The 22,776-nt window shown below is 61.1% G+C and carries 23 protein-coding genes; 5 read left to right on the top strand and 18 right to left on the bottom strand.

Features of this window, described 5'->3' with window-relative positions; translation table 11 throughout:
• Window positions 1-127: 127 nt before the first annotated feature.
• Window positions 128-1,084 carry a D-2-hydroxyacid dehydrogenase gene (locus tag KYK33_RS15650; protein ID WP_224431124.1) on the bottom strand — a complete coding sequence of 319 codons (957 nt, stop codon included), beginning with the start codon at window positions 1,082-1,084 and terminating at the stop codon, window positions 128-130.
• A 23-nt stretch (window positions 1,085-1,107) separates the two neighbouring features.
• Between KYK33_RS15650 and KYK33_RS20150 the strand changes: the two genes are divergently transcribed.
• Window positions 1,108-1,230 (top strand): hypothetical protein, encoded by a 123-nt coding sequence (locus KYK33_RS20150; RefSeq protein WP_259235476.1) that lies wholly within the window; start codon window positions 1,108-1,110, stop codon window positions 1,228-1,230.
• On the opposite strand, the gene KYK33_RS15645 is transcribed toward KYK33_RS20150, so the two are convergent.
• The 4 genes from KYK33_RS15645 to KYK33_RS15630 form a co-directional block, all read right to left on the bottom strand.
• Window positions 1,212-1,967, bottom strand: coding sequence for a DUF3530 family protein (locus KYK33_RS15645; RefSeq protein WP_224431123.1), 756 nt, complete (start codon window positions 1,965-1,967; stop codon window positions 1,212-1,214). The two genes, KYK33_RS20150 and KYK33_RS15645, sit on opposite strands and share 19 nt — an antisense overlap.
• A 183-nt stretch (window positions 1,968-2,150) precedes the next feature.
• The gene (gene efp / locus KYK33_RS15640) at window positions 2,151-2,717 is read right to left on the bottom strand and encodes an elongation factor P (RefSeq protein ID WP_042040889.1); all 567 of its coding nucleotides are present in this window, start codon (window positions 2,715-2,717) and stop codon (window positions 2,151-2,153) included.
• 51 nt (window positions 2,718-2,768) lie between these two features.
• A complete protein-coding gene (gene earP, locus KYK33_RS15635) occupies window positions 2,769-3,938 on the bottom strand; it encodes an elongation factor P maturation arginine rhamnosyltransferase EarP (RefSeq protein ID WP_224431122.1) in 1,170 nt (389 codons plus the stop codon).
• Window positions 3,939-4,147: 209 nt separating this feature from the next.
• Window positions 4,148-5,191, bottom strand: a complete 1,044-nt coding sequence (locus KYK33_RS15630; RefSeq protein ID WP_224431121.1) for a GMP reductase — start codon at window positions 5,189-5,191, stop codon at window positions 4,148-4,150.
• A 398-nt stretch (window positions 5,192-5,589) separates the two neighbouring features.
• Between KYK33_RS15630 and rloA3 the strand changes: the two genes are divergently transcribed.
• Window positions 5,590-6,093: a retropepsin-like aspartic peptidase RloA3 gene (rloA3, locus tag KYK33_RS15625; protein WP_224431120.1), complete on the top strand. Its 504-nt coding sequence runs from the start codon at window positions 5,590-5,592 to the stop codon at window positions 6,091-6,093.
• A 161-nt stretch (window positions 6,094-6,254) separates the two neighbouring features.
• Here rloA3 and KYK33_RS15620 read toward each other — a convergent pair whose 3' ends face one another.
• The 7 genes from KYK33_RS15620 to KYK33_RS15590 form a co-directional block, all read right to left on the bottom strand.
• Entirely contained in the window at window positions 6,255-7,685 is a 1,431-nt protein-coding gene (locus KYK33_RS15620) for an ATP-binding protein (RefSeq protein WP_042040885.1), read from the bottom strand.
• A 34-nt stretch (window positions 7,686-7,719) separates the two neighbouring features.
• Complete coding sequence (locus tag KYK33_RS15615; protein WP_042040884.1) at window positions 7,720-8,391, bottom strand: response regulator; 672 nt, start codon at window positions 8,389-8,391, stop codon at window positions 7,720-7,722.
• Window positions 8,392-8,542: 151 nt separating this feature from the next.
• Window positions 8,543-9,166, bottom strand: coding sequence for a tetratricopeptide repeat protein (locus tag KYK33_RS15610; protein WP_224431119.1), 624 nt, complete (start codon window positions 9,164-9,166; stop codon window positions 8,543-8,545).
• Window positions 9,163-10,002: an SDR family oxidoreductase gene (locus KYK33_RS15605; RefSeq protein WP_042040882.1), complete on the bottom strand. Its 840-nt coding sequence runs from the start codon at window positions 10,000-10,002 to the stop codon at window positions 9,163-9,165. Before KYK33_RS15605 ends, KYK33_RS15610 begins: the two co-directional genes overlap by 4 nt.
• Before the next feature lie 40 nt (window positions 10,003-10,042).
• On the bottom strand, window positions 10,043-10,696 hold the full coding sequence (locus KYK33_RS15600) for a TenA family transcriptional regulator (protein WP_042040881.1): 654 nt from the start codon (window positions 10,694-10,696) through the stop codon (window positions 10,043-10,045).
• Entirely contained in the window at window positions 10,693-12,174 is a 1,482-nt protein-coding gene (locus KYK33_RS15595; protein WP_224431118.1) for an AMP-dependent synthetase/ligase, read from the bottom strand. Before KYK33_RS15595 ends, KYK33_RS15600 begins: the two co-directional genes overlap by 4 nt.
• Window positions 12,171-12,815, bottom strand: coding sequence for a thermostable hemolysin (locus KYK33_RS15590; RefSeq protein ID WP_042040880.1), 645 nt, complete (start codon window positions 12,813-12,815; stop codon window positions 12,171-12,173). The genes KYK33_RS15595 and KYK33_RS15590 overlap by 4 nt, the downstream gene beginning before the upstream one ends.
• 195 nt (window positions 12,816-13,010) lie before the next feature.
• Here KYK33_RS15590 and KYK33_RS15585 point away from each other — a divergent pair, with 195 nt between their 5' ends.
• From KYK33_RS15585 to KYK33_RS15575, 3 genes are all read left to right on the top strand, one after another.
• Complete coding sequence (locus KYK33_RS15585; protein WP_224431117.1) at window positions 13,011-13,661, top strand: class I SAM-dependent methyltransferase; 651 nt, start codon at window positions 13,011-13,013, stop codon at window positions 13,659-13,661.
• Between the two features lie 103 nt (window positions 13,662-13,764).
• Window positions 13,765-14,994 (top strand): winged helix-turn-helix domain-containing protein, encoded by a 1,230-nt coding sequence (locus tag KYK33_RS15580; protein WP_224431116.1) that lies wholly within the window; start codon window positions 13,765-13,767, stop codon window positions 14,992-14,994.
• Window positions 14,995-15,069: 75 nt separating this feature from the next.
• Window positions 15,070-16,032 (top strand): hypothetical protein, encoded by a 963-nt coding sequence (locus tag KYK33_RS15575; RefSeq protein WP_224431115.1) that lies wholly within the window; start codon window positions 15,070-15,072, stop codon window positions 16,030-16,032.
• Between the two features lie 74 nt (window positions 16,033-16,106).
• Here the strand turns inward: KYK33_RS15575 and frdD are convergent, their stop codons facing one another.
• The 6 genes from frdD to KYK33_RS15545 form a co-directional block, all read right to left on the bottom strand.
• Window positions 16,107-16,463, bottom strand: coding sequence for a fumarate reductase subunit FrdD (frdD, locus tag KYK33_RS15570; RefSeq protein WP_042040878.1), 357 nt, complete (start codon window positions 16,461-16,463; stop codon window positions 16,107-16,109).
• A gap of 82 nt (window positions 16,464-16,545) precedes the next feature.
• On the bottom strand, window positions 16,546-16,944 hold the full coding sequence (locus KYK33_RS15565; protein WP_042040877.1) for a fumarate reductase: 399 nt from the start codon (window positions 16,942-16,944) through the stop codon (window positions 16,546-16,548).
• 16 nt (window positions 16,945-16,960) lie between these two features.
• On the bottom strand, window positions 16,961-17,695 hold the full coding sequence (locus tag KYK33_RS15560; protein ID WP_042040876.1) for a succinate dehydrogenase/fumarate reductase iron-sulfur subunit: 735 nt from the start codon (window positions 17,693-17,695) through the stop codon (window positions 16,961-16,963).
• The gene (gene frdA, locus KYK33_RS15555) at window positions 17,688-19,550 is read right to left on the bottom strand and encodes a fumarate reductase (quinol) flavoprotein subunit (RefSeq protein WP_084218143.1); all 1,863 of its coding nucleotides are present in this window, start codon (window positions 19,548-19,550) and stop codon (window positions 17,688-17,690) included. The genes KYK33_RS15560 and frdA overlap by 8 nt, the downstream gene beginning before the upstream one ends.
• 514 nt (window positions 19,551-20,064) lie before the next feature.
• Window positions 20,065-21,942 carry a methyl-accepting chemotaxis protein gene (locus tag KYK33_RS15550; RefSeq protein WP_224431114.1) on the bottom strand — a complete coding sequence of 626 codons (1,878 nt, stop codon included), beginning with the start codon at window positions 21,940-21,942 and terminating at the stop codon, window positions 20,065-20,067.
• A gap of 69 nt (window positions 21,943-22,011) precedes the next feature.
• The gene (locus KYK33_RS15545) at window positions 22,012-22,770 is read right to left on the bottom strand and encodes a glycerophosphodiester phosphodiesterase (RefSeq protein WP_224431113.1); all 759 of its coding nucleotides are present in this window, start codon (window positions 22,768-22,770) and stop codon (window positions 22,012-22,014) included.
• Between the last annotated feature and the right edge of the window lie 6 nt (window positions 22,771-22,776).

The following is a 22,776-nucleotide window of genomic DNA, read 5'->3' as shown; positions in this document are numbered from 1 at the left end:
CTTACCGGGAACAATAGAAGAGGGGAGGCATGGTGCCTCCCCTCTTTCTGCCGTTTCACTATCGCCGCTGTGTCGCCCTCCGTGGGAACCTATATGCCTCGTGTTCATTCGCCTTGAGCGTCCTGGGTCAGACCAGCCGGTGCTGGCGTCTCCCGGCGGCAAAGGCGTTGATGTTGTCGATCAGCTGATCGGCCAGGCGCTGCATCGACTCTTCGCTGGCCCAGGCCACGTGCGGGGTCAGGATGAAGTTGGGATATTGCAGCGCCCGCATCAGCGGGTGATCCGGAGGGGGCGGCTCCTGGCTGGCCACATCGAAGCCGGCGCCGCCGAGCCGGCCGTTCCCCAACGCCTCCAGCAGCGCCTGCTCGTCCACCAGGCCGCCACGGCCTACGTTGATCAACAAGGCCGTCGGTTTCATCAGTGCCAGCTCACGCTCCCCGATGAGGTGGCGGGTGTAGGGAGTGAGCGGGCAGTGCAGGCTGATCACATCCGAGCTGGCCAACAGCTCATCGAGGGGCAGGCGATCGCCTGCTGCCTCACCGCCTATCTGGCTCTGGGCATAACGCACCTCCATGCCGATGCCAAGCGCCCGCTCGCCCAGGGCCTGGCCCAGGGTGCCCTTGCCGATGATGCCGAGCCGCTTGCCGTGCAGATCCATGATGGGGTGATCGAAGAAGCAGAACTGGCCGCTCTGTTGCCAGCGCCCCTCCAGCAGGGATTGGCGCCAGGCGAACAGGTTGCGCGACAGGGCCAGCATCAGGGCCATGGCATGCTCTGGTACCGAGGGGCCCGAGTAGTTGCGGATGTTGCACACGGCGACGTTGGCGGCGCGGCACGCCTCCAGATCCAGGTTGTCGCTGCCGGTGGCGGCCAGGGCGATTAAGCGCAGCCCTGGCAACGCGGCCAGTTCGGCGGCGCCGATGCGCACCTTGTTGATGATGGCGATGCTGGCCTCACGCAGGCGAGGCACCACCTGATCCGGTGTCGTGGTCGGGTAACTCAACCAGTGATGGGGGAAGTCGGGGCGATGCAGTCGCACGCCCGCATCCAGGGTATCGCTATCGAGGAAGACTATCTGCTGCATGGGGCCTCCGGCTATGGAGTCCCATGATGCCAAAGAAAGGGGGCGGAGGGCCACTGCCAATCGCCCTTGGCAGCGAGATCCCGCTCTGGGGCCGGATCCGCTATTTCATCCCCTGGCATCAGAGCCGTCAGAGCCAGCCGAGGTGAGTGAGCCAACCCTGGATGCGCCCCGGCGCCTCATCGAGTTCCATCAGGGCATAGGGGCGGTAGTTGAGATTGTGACTGCGCCGACTCTCCTCACGGCGTTGCTCGGCGGCCTGCAGTGGCCAGTTCCCCCCCTGCTCCTGATAGAGATCCAGCGTGGGTATGGTGCCTTGGGCGACCTGCTTGGCCAGGGTCTGGTTGCTCTGGGAATTGGGGAAGAAGCCGTCGAGCAGCACCAGGGCATCGGGGGCGGGCAGCTGCTCGCTGGCAATGAGGTTGCTGACCCAGGCGGCGCTGGTGCCCTGAGCCAGCAGCAGCTTGAAGCCCCCCGCCTGCCACTTGGCGTCACCGAGTTGGACGATGCGCTCGGCGAACTGCTTGCGAAAGGCATCTATGCCCTGCTGCTTCTTCTCGGCCGTGGGATCGAGCTCGGTTTGACTTGGGGAGGGCAGCAGCAACAGGGTATCGAAGCCGACGCGGGTCAGCTGGCGTGTCAGTTGCCACAACTGACCACTGCGCTGCCAGTCAGGCAGCAGGATGGCCAGACCCAGGTAGCTGTTGCTGTCATGTTTGGCAAAGAGCACCGTCTGTTTCTCCAGCTGACTGGCGCCGGGCAGACCTTGCCAGTCACGACTCTGCCAGTGATCCGCCGGAGGGGGCGGGGTCAGCTCGCTGGCAAGGAGAGGCCCACCGCTCAGGCTGCACAGGCTCAACAACAACGGTAGCGATACTCTGGCCATAGGCCCCTCTTGGCTCACCCTGGGTGCGGGTCTTACTGTTAGCGGCGGCCTGGGGCATTCCTGAAGGGGAGTCGAGGGATTAGGAGGTCGTGGGCTGGGATCGCCAGACAGGCGGAGGAAAGTCGGCCAATAAAAAAGCGAGCCAGGGGCTCGCTTTTTTCAACACTGGCCTAAGCCGTCACATCAGTTGACGCGACGCTTGAACTCACCGGTGCGGGTATCGATTTCGATCTTGTCACCGATCTCTACGAAGGCGGCAACGGCCAGCTCGTAGGTGGTGCCCTTCAGGCGGGCAGGCTTGGTCACTTTGCCGGAGGTGTCGCCACGGGCGGCCGGTTCGGTGTACTCGACTTCGCGGACTATGGTGGTCGGCAGTTCGACGGAGATGGCTTTCTCGTTGTAGAAAGTCACTTCGCAGATGTCTTCCATGCCGTCGACCATGTAGTTCAGGGCATCACCCAGGTTGTCTTTCTCGACATCGTGCTGGTTGTACTCGGTGTCCATGAAGACATACAGGGGATCGGAGAAGTAGGAGTAGGTGCACTCTTTACGCTCCAGCTGAACCACGTCCAGCTTGTCGTCAGCCTTGAAGACGGTCTCGGTGGCGCTGCCGTTGAGCAGGCCCTTCAGCTTCATCTTGACCACGGCGGAGTTACGGCCGGATTTGTTGAACTCGGCCTTCTGTACCACCATCGGCTCGGTGCCGATCATGACGACGTTACCAGCGCGGATTTCCTGTGCGGTTTTCATGTAAAAAATTCCTGTGCAATATGTGCGTATAAGGGGATAAAAACCGCCAGATTATATACGGCTTTCCAGAAATTTCACCAATCGTGTGAGGAGATCCCCATCCCTCAGCAACTTCTGTGACCAGTCTCCCCCATGTTGCCGCAAAATAGCGTCATATTGCGGCCATTTGTCCCAGAGCTCCCTCGTGCCATCCCCTTGATTAAGCGCGTGGTTGAAGGCCCGTAGCCATTGACTGACCTCGGGTGGCAAGTCGGCCAGGTAATGATCGAGGAAGCCGTCCAGCTTGACCATGTGGGCCTGCTCCTCCTGGGGATAGATGTGCCAGAGGAAGGGACGCGCCGCCCACTGGGCCCGCACGAAAGAGTCTTCGCCGCGCACCAGATTGAGATCGCAGCTCCACAGCAGCCTGTCATAACCGGCCTGATCCGTCATCGGCAGCAGCTTGACGCTGAGGTTGCCCCCTCGCAACAGATCACCGGCCTGCACGGCCTGGCCCTCACAGCCCAGGCCCCGCAGCACGTCCGCCACGGCGCGGCCCAGCGGCAGCAAGAGGGTGACCGGGGTTGGGCTGGCCTGCCATCCCTCGACCAGGCTGATGAGCGCCTCGCTCTCATAGGCAAACAGGCTGATGCGCCGCTCATCTTCCCCTTGGGGCGGCAGGCCGAGACTGGCCCAGTAGGCGACAAGTCCAGCTTCATCCTGTTGCCAGGCCTCTCGTGCCTGGATCAGTCCGCGCTCGCACAGCAGGCCACCGGTGCTGGGGGTGAAGCCCGGGAAGAAGAAGTATTTATTGAGGCTCTGACTACCGACTCGCTGGGGGGAGGCAAGGCCGTGGCAATCCTCGACCCAGGCTTCGGCACTGAGGTACTCCAGATTGATCCAGCAGGGGGGCGGGCTCTGCTCGGCCATGGCCTGTACGAAAGGCGTGGGCAGTTCGCAGGCAAAGGCTTCGATCACGACCCTGGCCGGGATGACATCGACGGGCAGGGTATAGTGCCAGTGCTGGATGTGGATCCCCTCAACCCACTGGCGATCCAGCGCAGGATCCAGCCCCGGACAGATGCGGGCGAAGCTGGCCAGATCGTCCACCCAGAGCCGTACCTGTCCATGACCCTCCTGCTCCAGCTGGCGGGCCAGCCGCCAGGTGACGCCTATGTCGCCGAAGTTGTCCACCACGGTGCAGAAGATGTCCCAGTCAAAGGGGGGCAGGGGGCTTGTCATGGCTCGGGGTTCCAGATGCAAAAAAACCGGTGCGCAGGGTAGCACACCGGTGGGTTGGCTTCTAACCGTCAGCGGCGCGCTACTCCTTGCCGTAGACGTTGTTCTCTTGTTCGCGCACCCGGATAAAGGTGGTGCGCTTGGTGAGCTCCTTGAGCTGGCTGGCGCCGACCCAGATAGATGCAGGTGGAGCAAACACAACGGGAGCGGGTTTACTCCTTGCCGTAGATGTTGTTCTCCTGCTCACGCACCCGGATAAAGGTGGTGCGCTTGGTCAACTCTTTGAGCTGGCTGGCGCCGACGTAGGTGCAGGTGGATCGCACGCCGCCGAGGATGTCGCGCACCGTGTTCTCGACCGGGCCGCGATAGGGCAGCAGCACGGTTTTACCCTCGGAGGCGCGATAGTCGGCGACGCCGCCTGCGTGCTTGTCCATGGCGCTGGCCGAGCTCATGCCGTAGAACTTCATGAAGGCGTTGCCTTCTGACTCGACGATCTCGCCACCGCACTCCTCGTGGGCCGCCAGCATGCCGCCCAGCATCACGAAGTCGGCGCCGCCGCCAAAGGCCTTCGCCACGTCTCCCGGGCAGGCGCAGCCGCCGTCACCGACGATCTGGCCGCCCAGGCCATGGGCCGCATCGGCGCACTCAATGATGGCGGAGAGCTGGGGATAGCCGACCCCGGTCTTGACCCGGGTGGTGCAGACCGAGCCTGGGCCTATGCCGACCTTGACGATGTCGGCGCCGGAGAGGATCAGCTCCTCCACCATCTCGCCGGTGACCACGTTGCCGGCCAGGATGACGTGGTTCGGGCAGGCTTCACGAGTCTTGCGCAGGAATTCGACGAAGTGCTGGGAGTAGCCGTTGGCCACGTCCACGCAGATGAAGCGCAGGGCCGCCGACATGGCCAGGATCTGGCGGGTCTTGATAAAATCCTCTTCCGAGGTGCCGGTGGAGACCATCACATGGCCGAGCAGGGCCGGATCGGTTTCGCTGACGAAGGTTTGCCACTGGGCGAGGCTGTAGTGCTTGTGTACCGCCGTCATCATCTCGAAGCCCGCCAGGGTACGCGCCATGGCGAAGCTGCCGACGGTGTCCATGTTGGCGGCGATGACGGGCACCCCCTGCCACTGGCTCTGGGTGTGCTTGAAGGTGAACTGACGGGTCAGGCTGACTTGGGAGCGGCTCTTGAGGGTTGAGCGCTTGGGGCGAAACAGCACGTCTTTGAAACCGAGCTTCAAGTCTTCTTCGATACGCATGACATTTCCTTAATGAGCCTGGTCGAGGGGCCAGGAGCCCTGTCTGGATAAACGGCAGGCACAAAAAAACCGCAGGTTTTCGAGGCCTCCGGTTTACAACAGTCTAGTCAGAAATCCCTCCGGAACAAGACTGATAATGGCAGATCTTTTGTGGTAGCCTTTGGCGTCACAACCTGGGTTTTCTCCCGCGACGTCTCCCCCAGTCCCTTCATTCACATCGCATCGTCCCGTTGTCGCTGTTTTGTCGAAAGATGTCCGAATTTGTCGGAAGATAGCTGCCACTTTCCCGATCTTATCCCGGATGCACCGCGCCGCATTGACGGGGGCAACATCAAGCTTCAAGCTGGAACCGATGACGGGCAGGGGCCCGGCATAGATCAAAGAGGGTGAGCGACAGGATGAAACATCAGAACATTGCGCTGTGGGGCTTGCTGGCGCTGTCGCTGAGCACCTCGCAGGCCCAGGCCGACAGCGACCATGTCTATGGCTGGGTCGAGAAAGGGGTGATCATGCCAAGCGGGGTGACGGTCAAACTCAAGCTGGATACCGGTGCGCTCACCTCCTCCATGGATGCGCGAAACCTGACCAGCTTCGAGCGCGATGGCAAGGAGTGGGTGCGCTTCAATCTGAATATGAAAGATGTGGAGACAGACAAGCAGGTCAAGCAGGAGATAGAGCGGCCCGTGCTGCGCCGCGTGACGGTGAGTGGTGCCGGTGGCTCCGAGCAGCGGCCTGTGGTGCATATGTCCATTTGTATCGGTGAGACCCTCTACAAGGAGGAGTTCACCCTGCGATCCCGGGCGAACATGGTTTACCCGGTATTGCTGGGACGGCGCCTGTTGGCGGAGTTGGGTCCTGTGGATGCAGGGCGGACGTTCACCACCCAGCCTGAGTGCCCCTGAGCGGCCTCAACCACAAGGCTGCTCTTCCATGACAGCCCTGCCCATGCAAAGAGGGCCACGCCGGCAGGTGTGGCCCTCTCTGTTTTGGTGTCCCTGGGGTGTCCCGAGCCCGCTTGTGCGCCTGCTGCCGAGTCGGAGCGGCGTCACATCCATGCGCGGCTTTATGGGGTTCCGTCGAGGATCACCCTGACCACCAGGCCCCCCTCGGCGCCATTGTGAATATCGAGCTCGGCGCGATGCAGCTCGGCGATGCTGCGCACTATCGCCATGCCAAGCCCGACGCCATCTCCCTGCTGGGGGTTGACCCGAAAGAAGCGCTCGCACAGTCGGGCCATGGCCTCGGCCGGAATGCCGGGGCCATTGTCCCGGACCTCCACCCGTACCCGCTTGCCGAGTTGCTCGACTCGCACGCTTATCTCCCCCTTGGCCTGGGTATAGCGCAGGGCATTGTCGATGAGATTGCTAAACAGCAGGTCGAGCAGGGTGGGCTGCCCCATGACCTCCGTCTGGCCCTCGACATCGAGGGAGAGTTGCTGATCCTTTTGCAACGCCAGGGGGGCCAAAGTGGCCAAGCTGCCCTGTAGCAGCTGGCCGAGATCGACGCGCTCCAGCACGGGATCCTGCTGATTGTCGATGCGGGCCTGGGTCAGCAACTGGCGCAACAGGCGATCGCTGCGATCCAGGGCGATCAGCATCTTGCCGAGGGAGTGGCGTCGACTCGCCTCATCCTGGGCCGCCAGGGCGTTCTCGCTATGGATGCGCAGCACTGCCAGGGGGGTTCGCAGTTCATGAGCCGCCTCATTGGTGAACTGTTTTTCCCGCTCCAGGGTGTCGGCCAGGGTGTGCATCAGCCGGTTGATCTCGTTGGTGAGCGGCGTGATCTCTTGTACCTGGAGTTCGAGGTCGAGGGGATCCAGGTTGGCGGGGTGGCGCTCGCTGACGGCTTTCACCAGCTGGCGCAGTGGTGCGAGACCGCGGGTGATCAGCCACCAGAGCAGGCCGAGCAGGAAGGGCAGGGTGATGAAGAGCGGCAGCATGGTGAGGGTGGCCATCTTGCTGGCCAGCTCGCCGCGTTCGTCGTCCCGCTCGGCGACAATGAGCCAGGTCTGCTGCTTGTCGTTATAGAGGGTGAAGGTGCGCCACTGATGCCGGTCGATATGCATCGTCTCGAAGCCGATGGCCAGCTTTACCATAGGGGTCACGGGGGCGCTGGGGGAGCGCAGCAGTATGACGCCGTCACTGTCGATGAGCTGGAAGGTGAGGTTGCGCTCGAATTCGTGGCCATAGGGGGTGGTATCCCTGTCCTCGCCACTGAGATTCATCCCCTTCTCATGGGGGCGGGTGCCCGGATTGCGCTGCTCCCAATCCTCATAGATGGTGCCATCGGCGGGCAGCGTCTTGGTGTGATTGATGTAACTGATCAGCAGTTGATTGGTGATACGGGACGACTGGGCCAACCGGGCATCAAACAGCTCCTCCATCTCGTGGCTCGCCTCGAGATAACCAATGAAGGCGCTGAGCACCAGGCTGCCGCCCACCAGAGTCAGTATGCCGGTGAGCAGGAAGCGACGAATGGAGCGCTGTGGTTTCATGAAAGCAAGTTCTCGCAAGGAGGAGTGGTGACCATCAGGGGAGGGACTCCTTGAGCGGCACTATGTAGCCGACGCCACGGATGTTGCGAATGAGGTCCGAATAGAGCTTTTTACGCAGGTGGTGGATATGTACCTCGACCGCATTGCTCTCGGCGCCTTCATCCCAGCCATAGAGGCTCTGTTGCAGCTGCTCCTTGCTGAGCACTCGACCCGTCTGGGTCAACAGTTCCTGCAACAGCTTGTATTCATGAGGGGTGAGTCGCACGGCTTCCCCCCGATAGGTGACCTGTTGTGCATCCGGATAGAGCAGGATATCGCCATATTCCAGCACCGACTGGGCCTGCCCCTTGCTGCGCCGCACCAGGGCGCGCAGGCGGGCGTTGAGCTCCTGCAGGGCAAACGGCTTGACCAGGTAATCGTCGGCCCCGGCATCCAGGCCGAGCACCCTGTCATCCAGGGCATCCCGGGCGGTGAGGATCAATACCGGCAGGCTGTGCCCGGCGCGGCGCAGTTGGCGCAGCAGGCTGATGCCATCTATATCGGGCAGGTTGAGGTCCAGGATCAGGGTGGCGAACTCTTCGCATTTGAGCACGGACAGGGCAGGCAGGCCGAGCTGCAGCCAGTCCACGGTGTAACCGCTGCTGCGCAGGGCATCGCGCATGCCGTCACCCAGCATGAGATCGTCTTCCACCAACAGTACTCGCATACACAACTCCGGGTCAGCAAGGCCTCCCAGTATGTCTGCTGGCGAGCGCAGTTTAAACAAAGAATTCCACGGGTTAACTCACCCGCTTGGACAGGTTCCCGCGGGAGGAGAGAGGGCGGATTGCCGCCGCCCTCTCGGGTATGCCATGGCGTCAGAGTTTGGCAAGCAGCCCCTTGGCTTCGGCCCGTCGGCCCTGATCGGCCAGGGCGCGCCCCGGTCTGTCCGGTGCCTTGAGGGCGTGTTCCAGATAAGGCCTGGCTTCAGCCTTGCGGCCTTGATCTATCAGGAAGTCGCCATAGAAGAAGTTGGGGTCTATGCCGTCTGGATTGAGGGCAAGCGCCTGCTTGAGCAGTTGCTCCGCCTTTTCGTCATCGCCAAAACCCACCGGCCAACCCGGCACCTTGTAGTAGAGGGATCCCAGACTGGTATAAGCGGAGCCGTCGAGCGCCTTGGGATCCTGCTTGATGGCAATCTCCAGTTTGGTCTTGGCCGCCTTGACCAGACTCAGCGCCCCCAGCCCCCCCTTGGCACCTGCCCAGCTGCTCTGCACTATGGCAGACCAGATCAGCAGATCCGTGTTGAAGGGCGCCGCGGCGCTGGCCTCGGCTGCCTCGCTGTTCAACTGCTTGAGGCAGGTTTCCTGGTTGTCGCCGCTCTGCTGGTACTGACACTGGGCCCAGGCCTGTTGTATGCCACCGAGATCCAGGGGGGTGGCCTGGGAGAGGCCGGGGGTCAGTGCGAGCAGGGCAAGGGTGGCTATCACTGTCTTTTTCATTGTGTTTCTCCTTGATCCTGTTGCTTTTTTTGTTCGGTGTTGAGGGTCTGTCGTTGGCGGGCATGGCGTGCTATGACGGCATGTTGTTTGGCAAGGGCCCAGTCGACCAGGGCGGGTAGCAGGCCGTTGAGCCGCACAAACAAGGCCTCGGGCCAACCGAGCCAGTAGTTGCGTCCCTCCCGCATCAGGGCGTGCAACGCCGCCTCGGCCACGGCTTCCGGGGTATCGGTTTTGGTCCCAAGTTCAGCATTCATGGCATAGGCTTCGGTCGAGTTGAGTCGGGTGCGGGTCGCCCGTGGGGCGAAGTGGATCACCTTGATACCAGAGCCTTTCAGCTCCCTCCCCAGGGCTTCGCTAAAGCCGTGCAGGGCAAACTTGCTGGCGCAGTAGACGCTGTAGCCCGGGTAGCCGATGGCGCCGAAACAGGAACCCACATTCATGATGAGGCCAGGGTGATTGAGCCTGGGCAAGAGGGCGCGGCAGAGCTGAACAGGGGCCTCCAGGTTAAGGCGCAGCTGGCGTTCGACCTGCTCGCTGCTCTGATCTTCCAACCAGGCAAACTCGTTGCAACCGGCGTTGTTGATCAGCACATCGATGGGCTCATCCAGTGCCGGGTGCTGCAGCAACTGAGCGCGGCCCGTTGCCGTCATCAGATCCGCTACCAGCAGTTGATGGCGATCAGGGTTGGGTAGCCCCTTGCGCAGCCGCTCCAGGGCGCTGCTGCGGCGTCCATGCAGCAACAAGATGGCTCCCTGTGCTGCCAACTCCTGAGCCAGGGCCTCCCCGATGCCGCCGCTGGCACCGGTGAGCAGTATGCGCTTTGCGGAAAGATTCATGACGAGCGCTCCCCGGGTGAAAGAGAACAGATGACAGGCATCAATGGCGCTCCGTCAGGCTGTAGAGCATGTCGCCGTAGAGGCGGTAGACCACCTTGGCGGCATGAACAATGGCCCCCTGATCGGCCGGGTTCTCGACCCTGTCCATCAGGGATGCGAAGAACTTGAGGTGTTCCTGATCCAGGGCGCCGTGGGAGCTGAGATAGCTCATCGCCTGGGGTGGCAGACCCAATCCGCTCTTGAGCTGGTCGGCAATGGTGGTCGCGATGGCCACGCTGGTGCCTTCCAGCACCTGCACCATGCCGAAGAAGGCCATGGGATTGCCACGGGCTATCTGGTCATAGAGGAAGGCCACCATCAACTCGATGGGCTGCTCGGGCTGGCCGTGGCGCACCGCCTCGGCATCACCGCCGCAGGCGCGGATGTCGCTTAAGATCCACTCCTGATGACCGTACTCCTCGTCGATGTACTCCCGGATGGCGCCGCGCACCCACTCATACTCCTGTCCCAGCTTGCCGCCGGTGGCCATCAGCAGCGGCACGGTGTGGCGCACATGATAAAAGGCCTGGGCCAGGAAGGTGAGATAGGTCTGGCGGCTGATCTCGCCGCGGCGACAGGCTTCGATGATGGGCGCGCTGAGCAGATGTTCGCGCTCATGTGCGGTGGCGTGTTGCAGGGTCTGATAGAAGCTCATGAGGTCTCTCCTGTGAGGCCTTGGGTCAGGCATTGGTCGATCTGCCGGGAAAAGTGGTGATAGATCTCGTTGCGGCGGGGCCGACCGTTGGCGGTCAGCAGGCCGGGGTGCTGATCCAGCGCCACCGGCAGCCAGTGGTGGATGCGGGCGTAATCGGGCAATTGCTGGTTGAGTTGCTCGATCTGTTGCGCCAGCTGGGTATGGGTACCGGGCAGCGCCTGGATCAGCGCCACGTTGGCGGGCTGGCCGTCACCGAAGATCACGATGCGGGCGATGGCGGGACAGATCTGGGCCTCGGCCTCTATCCATTCGGGGGAAAAGTTGCGACCAAAGGCGGTGATCTGGACATTTTTCTTGCGCCCGGTGATATGCAGGTAGCCCTCTGCGTCCAGGTGACCCAGATCCCCGGTGGCGATCTGCAGGTCCGCAGGCTCGCCTGCGGTGCTCTCTTCCCCCAGATAGCCGAGCATGGTGGCGCCCTCCACCATGACCTCGCCATCCAGGGCAATGCTGACTCGGCAGTGGGCCAGAGGCCTCCCCACGCTGCCCACTTTCATCTGATCCGGGCCATTGAGCGCCACGACAGAGCCGCATTCCGACAGGCCATAGCCCTCATAGACGGGCAAGCCGAGGGCGCGGGCACGCAGGATCAGTGCAGGGGCCACCTTGCCGCCACCGACGGCAATGAAACGTACCTCACCGGCGAGATCTGGCTGGTTGGCGCGCAGGCCGACCAGCAGGCGCAGCAACTCGGGCACCAGCACCAGACTGTGGCTGGGCCAGCGTGTGAGTGCCTCGGCCAATATCATGGGGTCCAGCTTGCTGGAGCCGGAGAAACCGAGTTCGACCGGGGAAGGGATGCGGCTGCAGGCGCCGGTGAGCAGCGGCACGTACAGACCACTAAGATTCTCCAGCAGAGTGGCCAGGGGCAATAGGGTCAGGTGCCGTTCAACCCCGGCTGGCGCGACCCGTTCGGCCAGGGAGTGGCACACCCTCATCAGGTGGGGCCAGGAGAGGCAGACTCCCTTGGGCTGCCCCGTGCTGCCAGAGGTGTAGGTTATCTTGGCGGTGCCCTCTGGCAGGGCTGGGACCTGAGCTGGCTGGCAGCGCCACAGCGTCAGTTCGGCACCGAGCAGGGTGAGGGGATGATCCGCTTGCCAGCCATCACGGGCAGGGCCGACCAGGGCATCGGCCCCGCTGCTCTGGAGCAGCCAGGCCTGCTGCTGCGCACTAAAGAAGTGGGGCACGGGGATCACGACGATGTTGGCCAGGGCGCAGGCCAGGTCGATCAGCGCCCAGGGCAGGCCGTTATCGAGTTGCAGAGCGAGGCGGCGCACCCCCGCGTCTTCCAGACGCCAGGCCAGGCCGCGTATTTGAGGCCAGAGTTCGCCATAACTCAGGCTCTGCTGGCTGTCACACAGGGCCGGGCGGTGCGGATCCTGACAGGAGAGATCGAACAGGGTGTCGAACAGGCTCATAAGGATGCCCTCATCTGGCAGGGAAACAGGGACGGCATCGGCCCCAACAGGGAGATCAGCAGACTGTTCTGGCTCAACACCTGGCGCCCCAGGCCGAGATCGCCAGCCATGACTCTGGGCTGGCACTGGTAATAGGCGCCCCAGGCCTGAGCGTCTTCACCGACCCGGTGCGGCTCGGCGCTCGCCAGCTCAACGGGCTCGAGGTGCAGGCGATGGAAACTGTTGCGCAGCTTGGCGGTGCCGGTGAAGACCACCACATCCAACGCATTGTCACAGAGCAGGCAGGTGAGGGCGGCGAACATCAGGCGGGCATTGCCCGGGGTCAGGCAGGCGAAGTTGCCGACCTCTATGATGCGCTCTCGCCCCGTCTGGATGCCGAGGCCGCAGGCGATCGCATCTTCAATCGGCTGCTCCAGATACTGCTCCAGATAGAGGGGCTCATCCCTGGCAAGCTGGAGGCCACAGGCCCCCACCAGCAGACCATCGGCGCGATAGAGACCGACGAGGCAAGAGAGAAAGTGGGGTATGGTGGCATCGAATTCACGCTGATAGGCGTGCTGGATATAGGCTTGCAATTCGGCCCTCTGCTGCGGCTGCTCGGCCAGCACGAGCCGATAGGGGGCTTGGATATCTGTCGTCATGGGCCATCTCCTCATCGTCAATGAGTGCAGCCTAAAAGAGCAAACTTAAGACACCATTAAGAAGATGAAAAAATAGGCTCCGATAATGTCCGGTCATGACGCAGTCGCACTCCGCCCTTGCCATGGCGTCTGTGGGCAGGCACATTGCTCGCCGACCAAGATCGCGCTTCATCCCGATACAAGTAAGGAGTCTGTGTGGAACTCTGCGCCTGCCCCCTGTGTGGCAGCACCCGGCACTATGCCTTGCCGGTGGCTGACAAGCTGTATGGCCGCTGCCTCGACTGTGCCCTGGTGTTCATGGCGCCGGTCCATCGGCTGGGTGATGCGACCGAGAAGCGGGTCTATGACGGCCACCAGAACGAAGTGGATGACCCCGGCTACCGCAGGTTTCTGATGCGCGCCTTTGGTCAGGTGCTGGCGCAGATCCCGGCGCCCGCGAGCGGGCTGGATTTCGGCTGTGGCCCGGGACCTGCGCTGCTGGCCATGGGGCGCGAGTCGGGTTACCAGATGGCCGGTTATGACAAGTTCTATGCCGACCAGCCCGCCCTGTTGACCCGGCAATATGACTTCATCACCAGTACCGAGGTGATTGAACATCTGGCCGAGCCAGGCGCCGTGCTCACCCAGTTGTGGGATTGCCTCAAGCCCGGTGGCCTGCTGGTGTTGCAGACCCAGCGGGTGCTCAGCGACGAGCGCTTTCGGCATTGGCGTTATCGCCACGATCCCACACATATCGTTTTTTTCGCCGACGCCTCCTTTCACTGGCTGGCAGCGCGGCTCGGCGCACAGCTGAGTCTGCCTCACCCGGATGTGGCCGTGCTCGCCAAGGGCAGGATTCAGCCCTAGGGGCGCCCTCTTCAGCGGGGATCGCGTCCACATGGTGTGAGCCCGGTTTTCATCCGGGCCACTTTTGGGCATGCTGGGGATCCACTCTCCCGAGGCCATCCCCATGTCTGCCATTCATCTCAGTGTTCAGGATGCCCGTCATCTGCAACTCGCAGCCCAGGGTCTGCTGGCGCCGCCCAGGCACAAGGCGGGCCCGGCCGATGTGCTGGCCTGCATCCGCCGCATGGCGCTGCTGCAGATAGACAGCATCTCTGTGGTGGCGCGCAGCCCCTATCTGGTGCTGTTCAGCCGGCTCGGCCACTACGATCCCGCCTGGCTGGAGCAGTTGCTGGCCGAGGGGGATCTCTTCGAATACTGGGCCCACGAGGCCTGCTTCGTCCCTCGCGAGGACTACCGGCTGCTGCGCCATCGCATGCTGGATCCCGCCGCCATGGGCTGGAAGTTCTCGGCCCAGTGGCTCAAGACCCACGGCGGCGAGATAGAGCAGATAGTCGAGCGCATTCGCCAGCAGGGCCCGGTGCGGGCCATCGACTTCGAGCGCAAGGGGGGCAAGGGCAACGGCTGGTGGGACTGGAAGCCGGAGAAGCGCCACCTGGAGGTGCTGTTTACCGCAGGGCGCCTGATGGTGCGCGAGCGGCGCAACTTCCAGCGGGTCTACGACTTGGCCGAGCGGGTCATGCCCGAGTGGGACGATGGGCGGGATCTGCCGAGCCCTGAGCTCGCCCGGCGGGACATGGTGCGGGCCAGCTGCCGGGCGCTGGGGCTGGTCAAGACCGGCTGGGTGGCGGATTACTACCGGCTGCGGCGCGGCAAATTCGACGCCCTGCTCCATCAGCTGGCGGACGAGGAGGAGCTGTTGCCGGTGCGGGTGGAGGGGTGGCAGCATGGCGCCTTCGTGCACGCATCGCTCTCCGATGAGCTGGCCCGGGCCCAGGCTGGCACTCTCAAGGCGACCCACACAGCCGTGCTATCGCCCTTCGATCCCCTGGTGTGGGATCGCAAGCGGGCCAGCGAACTGTTTGGCTTTGACTATCGCATCGAGTGCTACACCCCGGCTCCCAAGCGTCAATACGGCTACTTCGTGCTGCCCCTGCTGCGCCGGGGCAAGCTGGTGGGGCGTCTGGATGCCAAGGCTCATCGCAAGGAGGGGGTGTTCGAGGTCAAGAGCCTCTACCTGGAGGATGGGGTCAGGGTGAGCGCCAGCCTGGCGCAGGATCTGGAGAAGGCGCTGCAAAAACTGGCCGACTGGCACCAGACGCCGTCTCTGCACGTCGCTGCCATGCCAGCCTCCCTGCGGGCCCTGTGGCCAGAGTCATCGTCTAATAGGGATTAATAGGCATCTGCTGAAGCGTTTGAACGCTAATTGGTTAGCGTACCGCTACAAGATCAAACTGTGGGAGGCATCAGTATGGTGACAGAACAACGACTTAATGCACTATCTTGCGAGGTTTCAGCAGAGTTCGGTTACTACCCAGTGTTCTGCAATATTGAAACCGATAGATTTTCTATCAGAACGCTTCCCGAACATGAACGCATCGTAGCGGCCGTATCAGGAGATCCGAATGCCCTCAAAGGTTGGATTTATCCGAGGGTGGAGGAACATATAGAGTACATGAGCGGAAAGGTTCGCTCGATGCCGTACAACGCCCGAGTTTTCGGTCTTCCCATGACCCATGTTCTGACGCTTCCTGAGGGCCAGAGCAGAGAGGACCTCGATTTCGTGGTGTGGTGTTTATCTTTTTTCACCGGTATGCGGCTGACCACAACAGAGGCGGGCTTTCTCGATGCAACCCCTATCCAGCCGGGAAAGCTCGTTGATTTTATCCTGAGTCGCAGCACTGTCGCCGATGTCGTCGAATTGGCGCTGGACTATCTGGAATCGGAGCGCGGTGATGCTCGTGCGCTTAAGCGGGTGACTGCTGTCATCCATGCCTTGTTTTTGGCTCAGTATCCGCAGAGTCTTTCCTTTGAGAAGTTTCAGTATCTCTATATGGCGCTGGATGCTTGCTTCAAGTTGGTTGCGGTAAAGGAAGCGCAGGAACCTCGCACCTCACATGCAGGGCGTGTTCAATGGATGTGTGAAAAATTTGCTATCCCCGTGCCAAGTTGGGCTAAGAACAGCAAAACAGATCCCTCATCGCTATCAGTTGCCCGTAACGACACCTTCCACGAAGCTCTGTTCTTTGATGGGCCGTTGGGGTTTGCGAGTTACGGCGGTAACCCGCGCTCAGCAGAACAGGAAAATACCCTACTGCAAATGGAAGCATTGGTTTGTCGGTTGCTGGTGGCCATTCTTGGTAAGCCTGGTGTCGGCTATGTTAAGACTTCCGTCAATACCAGAGAAATTCACGCACTGGAATTACGTGGATGAAGGCCAGCGCTAAGTGGAAATAAAAAACCGGGCACTGGGCCCGGTTTTATCATCTGTTGCTGGCAACTTAAGGATTACTGGAGTACCAGCACCATCAGCAGGCCGATTGTGATGGCAGACACCAGGAAGGCGAAGCCATAGAACACATAGTGGTGCAGCTTGGTGGTGTGGATCCCAAGGTCGTGCAGACCGTGATAGATGCGGTGCATGCCGTGCCAGATGGGCAGGGCGATGATCACCAGCAGTATGCAGGCACCCCACCAGGAGCTGGCGAAGTCGTGCACGCGCTCGAAGCTCATGGTCTCCACGTCCATGATGCCCATGGGCACCAGCAGACCGGTAATGAGGACAATCACCGGCAGCAGCATGGCAACCACCATGCCACCGGCACCAAAGAGTCCCCAGTAAATGGGTTCGTCAGAACGTCTCATGATTTTTCCTCATATAGCGCTACCGGCACCAAACGGACGCCAATAAATACGGGCTCGTCAGAACGTCTCATCATTAATCTCCTCAGGCCACGATGATCAGGACAAGCAGGGATACCACCGCCAGCGCCACATACTGGACGATGACGATCGGCTTCTCCGGCAGCAGGTCTTCACCACGGAAGATGCGCATGGCCTTGGGAGCCAGGGCGAACCAGGTCTTGGCGTGGAACAGGCAGGCTGCCAGCGCGATGACGTGGAACAGGATGGCTATCGGGCTCTGCAGGGATTCCAGCCAGCCGTTGAACGCCTCCTGACCCTGAACCAGCCGCAACAGACCCCACATCAGCACCACGGCGTAGATGGAGACGAAGATGCTGGTGCCTTCGCGGATCATGTAACCGGTGTAGAAGGCGTTCTTCAGCCACCAGTCTTTCTTCATTTCGCGCACGTAGGGCTTACGTTTGCTCTGGGTGTTGTTCATGGTCTCACTCCTGATCTCAATCTGGCTTGAACATGGCGATCATGTAGTCCTTGGCGCTCTCGACCTTGCCAAGCTGGATGGCTGCGGCCGGATCCACGCCCTTCGGACAGACATCGGAGCAATAACCCACGAAGGTACAACCCCAGACACCCTCATCCTGGCTGATGATCTTCATCCGCTCCTTGGACGCGCCATCGCGGTTGTCGGCGTTGTAGCGATAAGCCAGTGCCAGGGCCGCCGGGCCGGTGAACTTCTTGTTGATGCCGTACTGCGGGCAGGCGGCGTAGCACAGACCACAGTTGATGCACATGGAGAACTGGTGATATTTCGCCATGTCAGCCGGAGTCTGGGTGTACTCGCCGTCGCACAGGTTGCGCGGCTCAGACGGGATGATGTAGGGCTTGATGCTCTCCAGCTTCTCGATGAAATCGGACATATCGACCACCAGATCGCGCTCGATCGGGAAGTTGTTGAGCGGTTCGATCTTCATCTTGCCCGGCAGGTAGTCCCGCAGGAAAGTCTTGCAACCCAGCTTCGGAATGCCGTTGACCATCATGCCGCAGGAGCCGCAGATCGCCATCCGGCAGGACCAGCGGAAGCTTAAGGTAGAGTCCAGCTGATCCTTGATGTACTGCAGGGCATCGAGCAGGGACATCTCTTTCAGATAAGGCACCTGGAAGGTCTGCATCCAGGGCTCGTTGTCCTGCTCCGGGCGGTAGCGCAGGATCTCAATTTCGATCATCTCAGCCATGTTTGTTAGCCTCGTCTTGTTTCTCACCCTCGGAACCGTGCACCTGTTCAGCTACCGGTTGGGATGCCATGGTCGCGGCCTTTTTGGCCTTGTCCTGCTGTTCACCCTCGGAGCCATAGACGCGTTTTGCCGGTTGGGATTTAGTGATCTTCACATCGGAGTAGTCGATGGTCGGGGCGCCTTGCTGGTTATAGAAGGAGAGGGAGTGCTTGAGGTAGTTCAGGTCATCCCGCTCCTCAAATCCATCCAGCCGCTGGTGGGAGCCACGAGACTCTTTGCGGTTGATGGCGGAGTGGGCCATGGCTTCGGCCACGTCCAGCATGTAGCCCAGTTCGATGGCGTACAGCAGATCGGTGTTGAAGACAGAGGACTTGTCGTTGATCTTGACCTTCTTGTAACGGGCCTTCAGCTCGTTGATCTTGTCGATGGTGCCTTGCATCAGCTCTTCGGTACGGTAGATACCGACCCCGGCTTCCATGGACAGACCCAATTCGTTGCGGATATCGGCCGGGTTTTCGGTGCCGTCGATGTCGAGCAGAGAGAGGTGCTGCTTGATCAGTTGCTCGGCCTTGGCGGCCAGGGCCTGGGTGTCGCCATGGGTCTGGGTCTTGGCAAATTCACCGGCGTGTTCACCGGCCACCTTGCCGAACACCACGATTTCGGACAGGGAGTTGGAGCCCAGCCGGTTGGCGCCGTGCAGACCGACGGAGGCACACTCGCCGAGGGCATAGAGTCCCGGCATGCGAGTGGCGCATTGGCCGTTGGTCTCGATGCCACCCATGGTGTAGTGGGCGGTCGGACGAACCGGGATCGGCTCCTTGACCGGATCCACACCCACGTAGGCCTTGGCCAGCTCGCAGATGAAGGGCAGGCGCTCTTTCAGGTACTTCTCGCCGAGGTGGCGCAGGTCGAGGTGCACCACGTCGCCCATGGGGCCTGGGATGGTGCGGCCTTTCTGCTGCTCCTGCCAGAATGCCTGGGAGAGACGATCGCGGGGGCCCAGCTCCATGTACTTGTTCTTGGCCTCGCCGACCGGGGTTTCCGGGCCCAGACCGTAATCTTGCAGATAGCGGTAACCATCCTTGTTGACCAGGATGCCACCTTCACCACGACAACCTTCGGTCATCAGGATACCGGTGCCCGGCAGGCCGGTCGGGTGATACTGGACGAACTCCATGTCCCGCAGGGGCACACCGTGACGGTAGGCCAGGGCCATGCCATCGCCGGTGACGATGCCACCGTTGGTGTTGTAGCGGTAGACACGACCGGCGCCACCTGTGGCCAGAATGACGGACTTGGCCTGGATGAAGCGGGTGATGCCGTTCTGGATATCGAAGGTCAGGACACCCTGCACGCGGCCGTCTTCCACGATCAAGTCCATGCAGAAGTGCTCGTCGAAGCGCTTGATGGTCGGGTACTTGATGGAGGTCTGGAACAGGGTATGCAGAATGTGGAAACCGGACTTGTCGGCGGCAAACCAGGTGCGGGGGATCTTCATCCCGCCGAAGCGGCGCACGTTCGCCTTGCCGTCCGGTTTGCGGCTCCAGGGGCAGCCCCAGTGCTCCAGCTGGACCATCTCCTGGGTACAGTTTTCGACGAAGTAATCGACCACGTCCTGCTCGCACAACCAGTCGCCACCGGACACGGTGTCGTTGAAGTGGTTTTCGAGGGAGTCATCGTCGCGGACGACACCGGCGGCGCCACCCTCTGCGGCCACGGTGTGGCTGCGCATCGGGTAGACCTTGGAGATCAGGGCGATCTCCAGATCCGGGTGGGCTTCTGCTATGGCGATAGCGGCACGCAGGCCACCACCACCGGCACCGATGATGGCGACATCGGTCTTGATAATATCCACATCTGCCTCCTTAGGGATAGATTTGCTAGGCACGATTTTGCTCTATGAAAAAAATTCAGGCTTGATACAAGTCAAACTGCTCTGTTTTAGTGCGTGGCAATGGTGACTTTTATGCAAATCACCCCATTCCATGGACAAAACTGCCGTATTCATCGCCATCCTTCAGTCAGCTCGGATTAGCCGCATTGCGGATCGTTGTCATTTAAGTCCAAGATTGTACGTAGTTTTCTGTCAAAAAAATGAGAAACACCTCTCTTTTTAGGTATTAACCCTAACGTTTTTAAGTTTTTTATCAAAAATATTTAATAATAATTATTCGCATGGTCTTGTGCAAAAAAGGCGTCAAAAAAGTAATGCGAATATAACTGAGTGGGGACTTATATGAGTAAATTCGTTGCCTGGATGGAGAGCGGGCTCACAGCGAGGTGGGGGGAAAGGGAATGATGGCCACAGAAGCAAAAAGAGTTTATCAAACAAAGGGGCCTGAATGGCCCCTTTGTTTTTTTCAACGCGCTCAGATGCGGAACATGCCGACCTGATTGCTCAATTCTCCCGAGATGTTCTTGAGTTGGGCGGAGAGGTTGCGGGAGCTATCCGCATCCTCGGCTAGCTCGTCCGAGACATCCTTCACCGCCTGTATGTTGCGGCTCACCTCGTCGGTGACGGCGCGCTGTTCCTCGGCGGCACTGGAGATCTGGGTCGCCATGTCGGAGATCTGATTGATGGAGGCGGTGATCTGCTCCAGGGCCAGGGTGGCGTTGCTGGCATCATCCACGCTGTTCTGGGCGAGCAGTTGACCCTCGTGCATGGTGCTGACTGCCCCCTGGGTGTTGCGCTGCAGGGTCTCTATCATGCTGCGGATCTCGACGGTGGAGCTGTGAGTGCGCTGGGACAAGACTCGCACCTCGTCGGCGACCACGGCGAAACCGCGACCCTGTTCACCGGCCCGGGCGGCCTCGATGGCGGCGTTGAGCGCCAGCAGGTTGGTCTGCTCGGCGATGCCCTGGATGGTGGAGAGGATGGTGTTGATCTCCTGAGCGTTCTTCTCCAGCTCTTGAATGATGCCGGAGGCTTGCTTCACCTGGGTGGCGAGATCGGTGATTGATCTCTGGTTGCGGGCAATCACCTGCTTGCCGTGCTCACAGCTGTTGGAGGAGGTGCGCGCCGCATCGGCGGTCTGCTCGGCGTTGCTGGCCACCTCGACGGCGGTGGCGGACATCTCGTGTACCGCAGTGGCAATCTGGGAGATCTCGTTCTGCTGGCGGGCCAGCCCCTGGCTCGATTTCTCCGCCATGTTATGAGAGGAGCTGGCCTGCTGATTGAGCTGACCCGAGGAGTTGGAGATGTCCTGCACCATGACGTGGATGCGATCGATGAAGGTGTTGAGGTGTTTGGCAACCGTACCCACCTCGTCTTCCCGCTCAATCTTGACCCTGCGGGTCAGGTCACCATTACCACGGGACAGGTCGGCGATGGCCTCACCCAGGGTCTGCAAGGGGGAGAGCGCACGGCTGATGGCCAGGGAGGAGAAACCCGCCACTATGAGGATGGTGAGCAGTCCCTGCAGCAGGGTGGAGGTCACCATGCGCGACACCGATTGATAGGCCACCGCCTCATCCACCACTATGCCGAAGTACCAGCTGGAGTTGGGAATTTCGGTCAGGTCGAATACGCTCAGCTTGCCGCCGATCACCATGTCGGAGATGGCGCCATCATGGGCCAGTTCGTTGACCTTGGCAGGGGTCAGCTCGGGGGAGATCTCGGTGGCGGGCTTGAGGGCCAACGCCTTGTCCGGGTGGGCGATGATGACGCCACTCTTGTCGACCAGCACGGCATAGGTACCTTCCTGGTTCATGGCCAGGATATCGCGCACCAGGCTGTCGATGGAGACGTCACCGGCGATGACGCCCTGGGTGTTGCCCCGGGTGAAAGGCTCGGCGATGGTGATGATGAGCTGGCCCGTGGTGATGTCGGCATAGGGCTCCGTGATGATTAGCTTGCCGGCGGCGATGGCTTCCTTGTACCAGGGGCGCTGGCGAGGGTCATAGTCAGCGGGCAGGTCGGTCGGCTTGCTCTGGATCATCTTGCCATCCTGAGTCCCGGCGTAGACGAGGTCGAAGTTGCCGGCATTCATGGCCTGGGCCAGGTGGCTGATGGGGGCATCCTGATCGGTGAAGGCCTCCTTGGCGGAGGTGACCATGCCGATGCGCGAGTCGAGCCAGCGGGAGATCCCCTTGACGTTGGAGGTGGAGCTCTCGTCGATGATGTTCCAGACCAGGCGCTGGGTTTCACTCTTGAGCTGGCTGGTGTTGTACCAGACCTGCAGCCCGGTAATGATCAGAATGATCAGGCCGACGGCCAGTACCAGCTTGTTTTTGATAGATAGGTTCATGGGTACATCCTTGTGAGCGTCTGTCTGCGTTAGTCAGAATGGGTTATTTTATTGTTATGGTCCCTTAGGTTATCGGCCGATTTCCGGCTTCTTTATCCCCTCGACCCCTTTATTTTCGTGGTCTGTGGCGTTTTGACCCAGCTCAGGGTCCTGCAGCATCCGCTCGGGACTGTTGGTGAAGATTCCATCGACCCCCCATTCATGTAATTGCCGGGCATCTTCCAGCTGATCGACCGTATAGATCAGCACCTTGAATCCGCGATCATGGGCATCCCTCACCAGGGCTTCATCCACGAAATCGAGGTCGCAGTTCAGTGACCAGGCATTGAGTGCTTCGGCGGCATGGGAGAAGGCCAGGGGGCGATTGGCGATGAGGGCGCCGAGCCGGATCTCGGGGCGCAGTGCGCCGAAGCGGGCCAATTCGGGGTGATGGAAGGAGGAGACCAGCCACTGCTCCGGGGTAAAGCCGAGATCGCGCTCGGCACGTCGGGTGAGGGCCGCGACCCCCTCTGCCGTATCACTCCCCTTGAGCTCGATATGCAGCTCACAGCGTCCCTTGAGAAGCGTCATGACTTGCCACAGGAGGGGAATGGGCTCCCCCTCACCGGCATCCAGGCCATGCAAGTAGTCGGCACGTTGTCGGCTCAGCACCCCATGACCATTGGTACAGCGTTCCAGGCGACGATCATGGAATACCCACAGTTCGCCATCTGCTTGCTGCACGTCTATCTCGATGGCAGGGGCACCCAACTCGAGGGCAAGGCGTATGGCCTTGAGGGTATTTTCCGGGGCCAGGCTGCTGGCCCCGCGATGGGCGATGATCTGCATTGGCGG

The organism is Aeromonas rivuli, assembly GCF_020149575.1.
GTDB lineage: Bacteria > Pseudomonadota > Gammaproteobacteria > Enterobacterales > Aeromonadaceae > Aeromonas > Aeromonas rivuli.
This window is presented reverse-complemented; position numbering and strand designations above follow the sequence as displayed.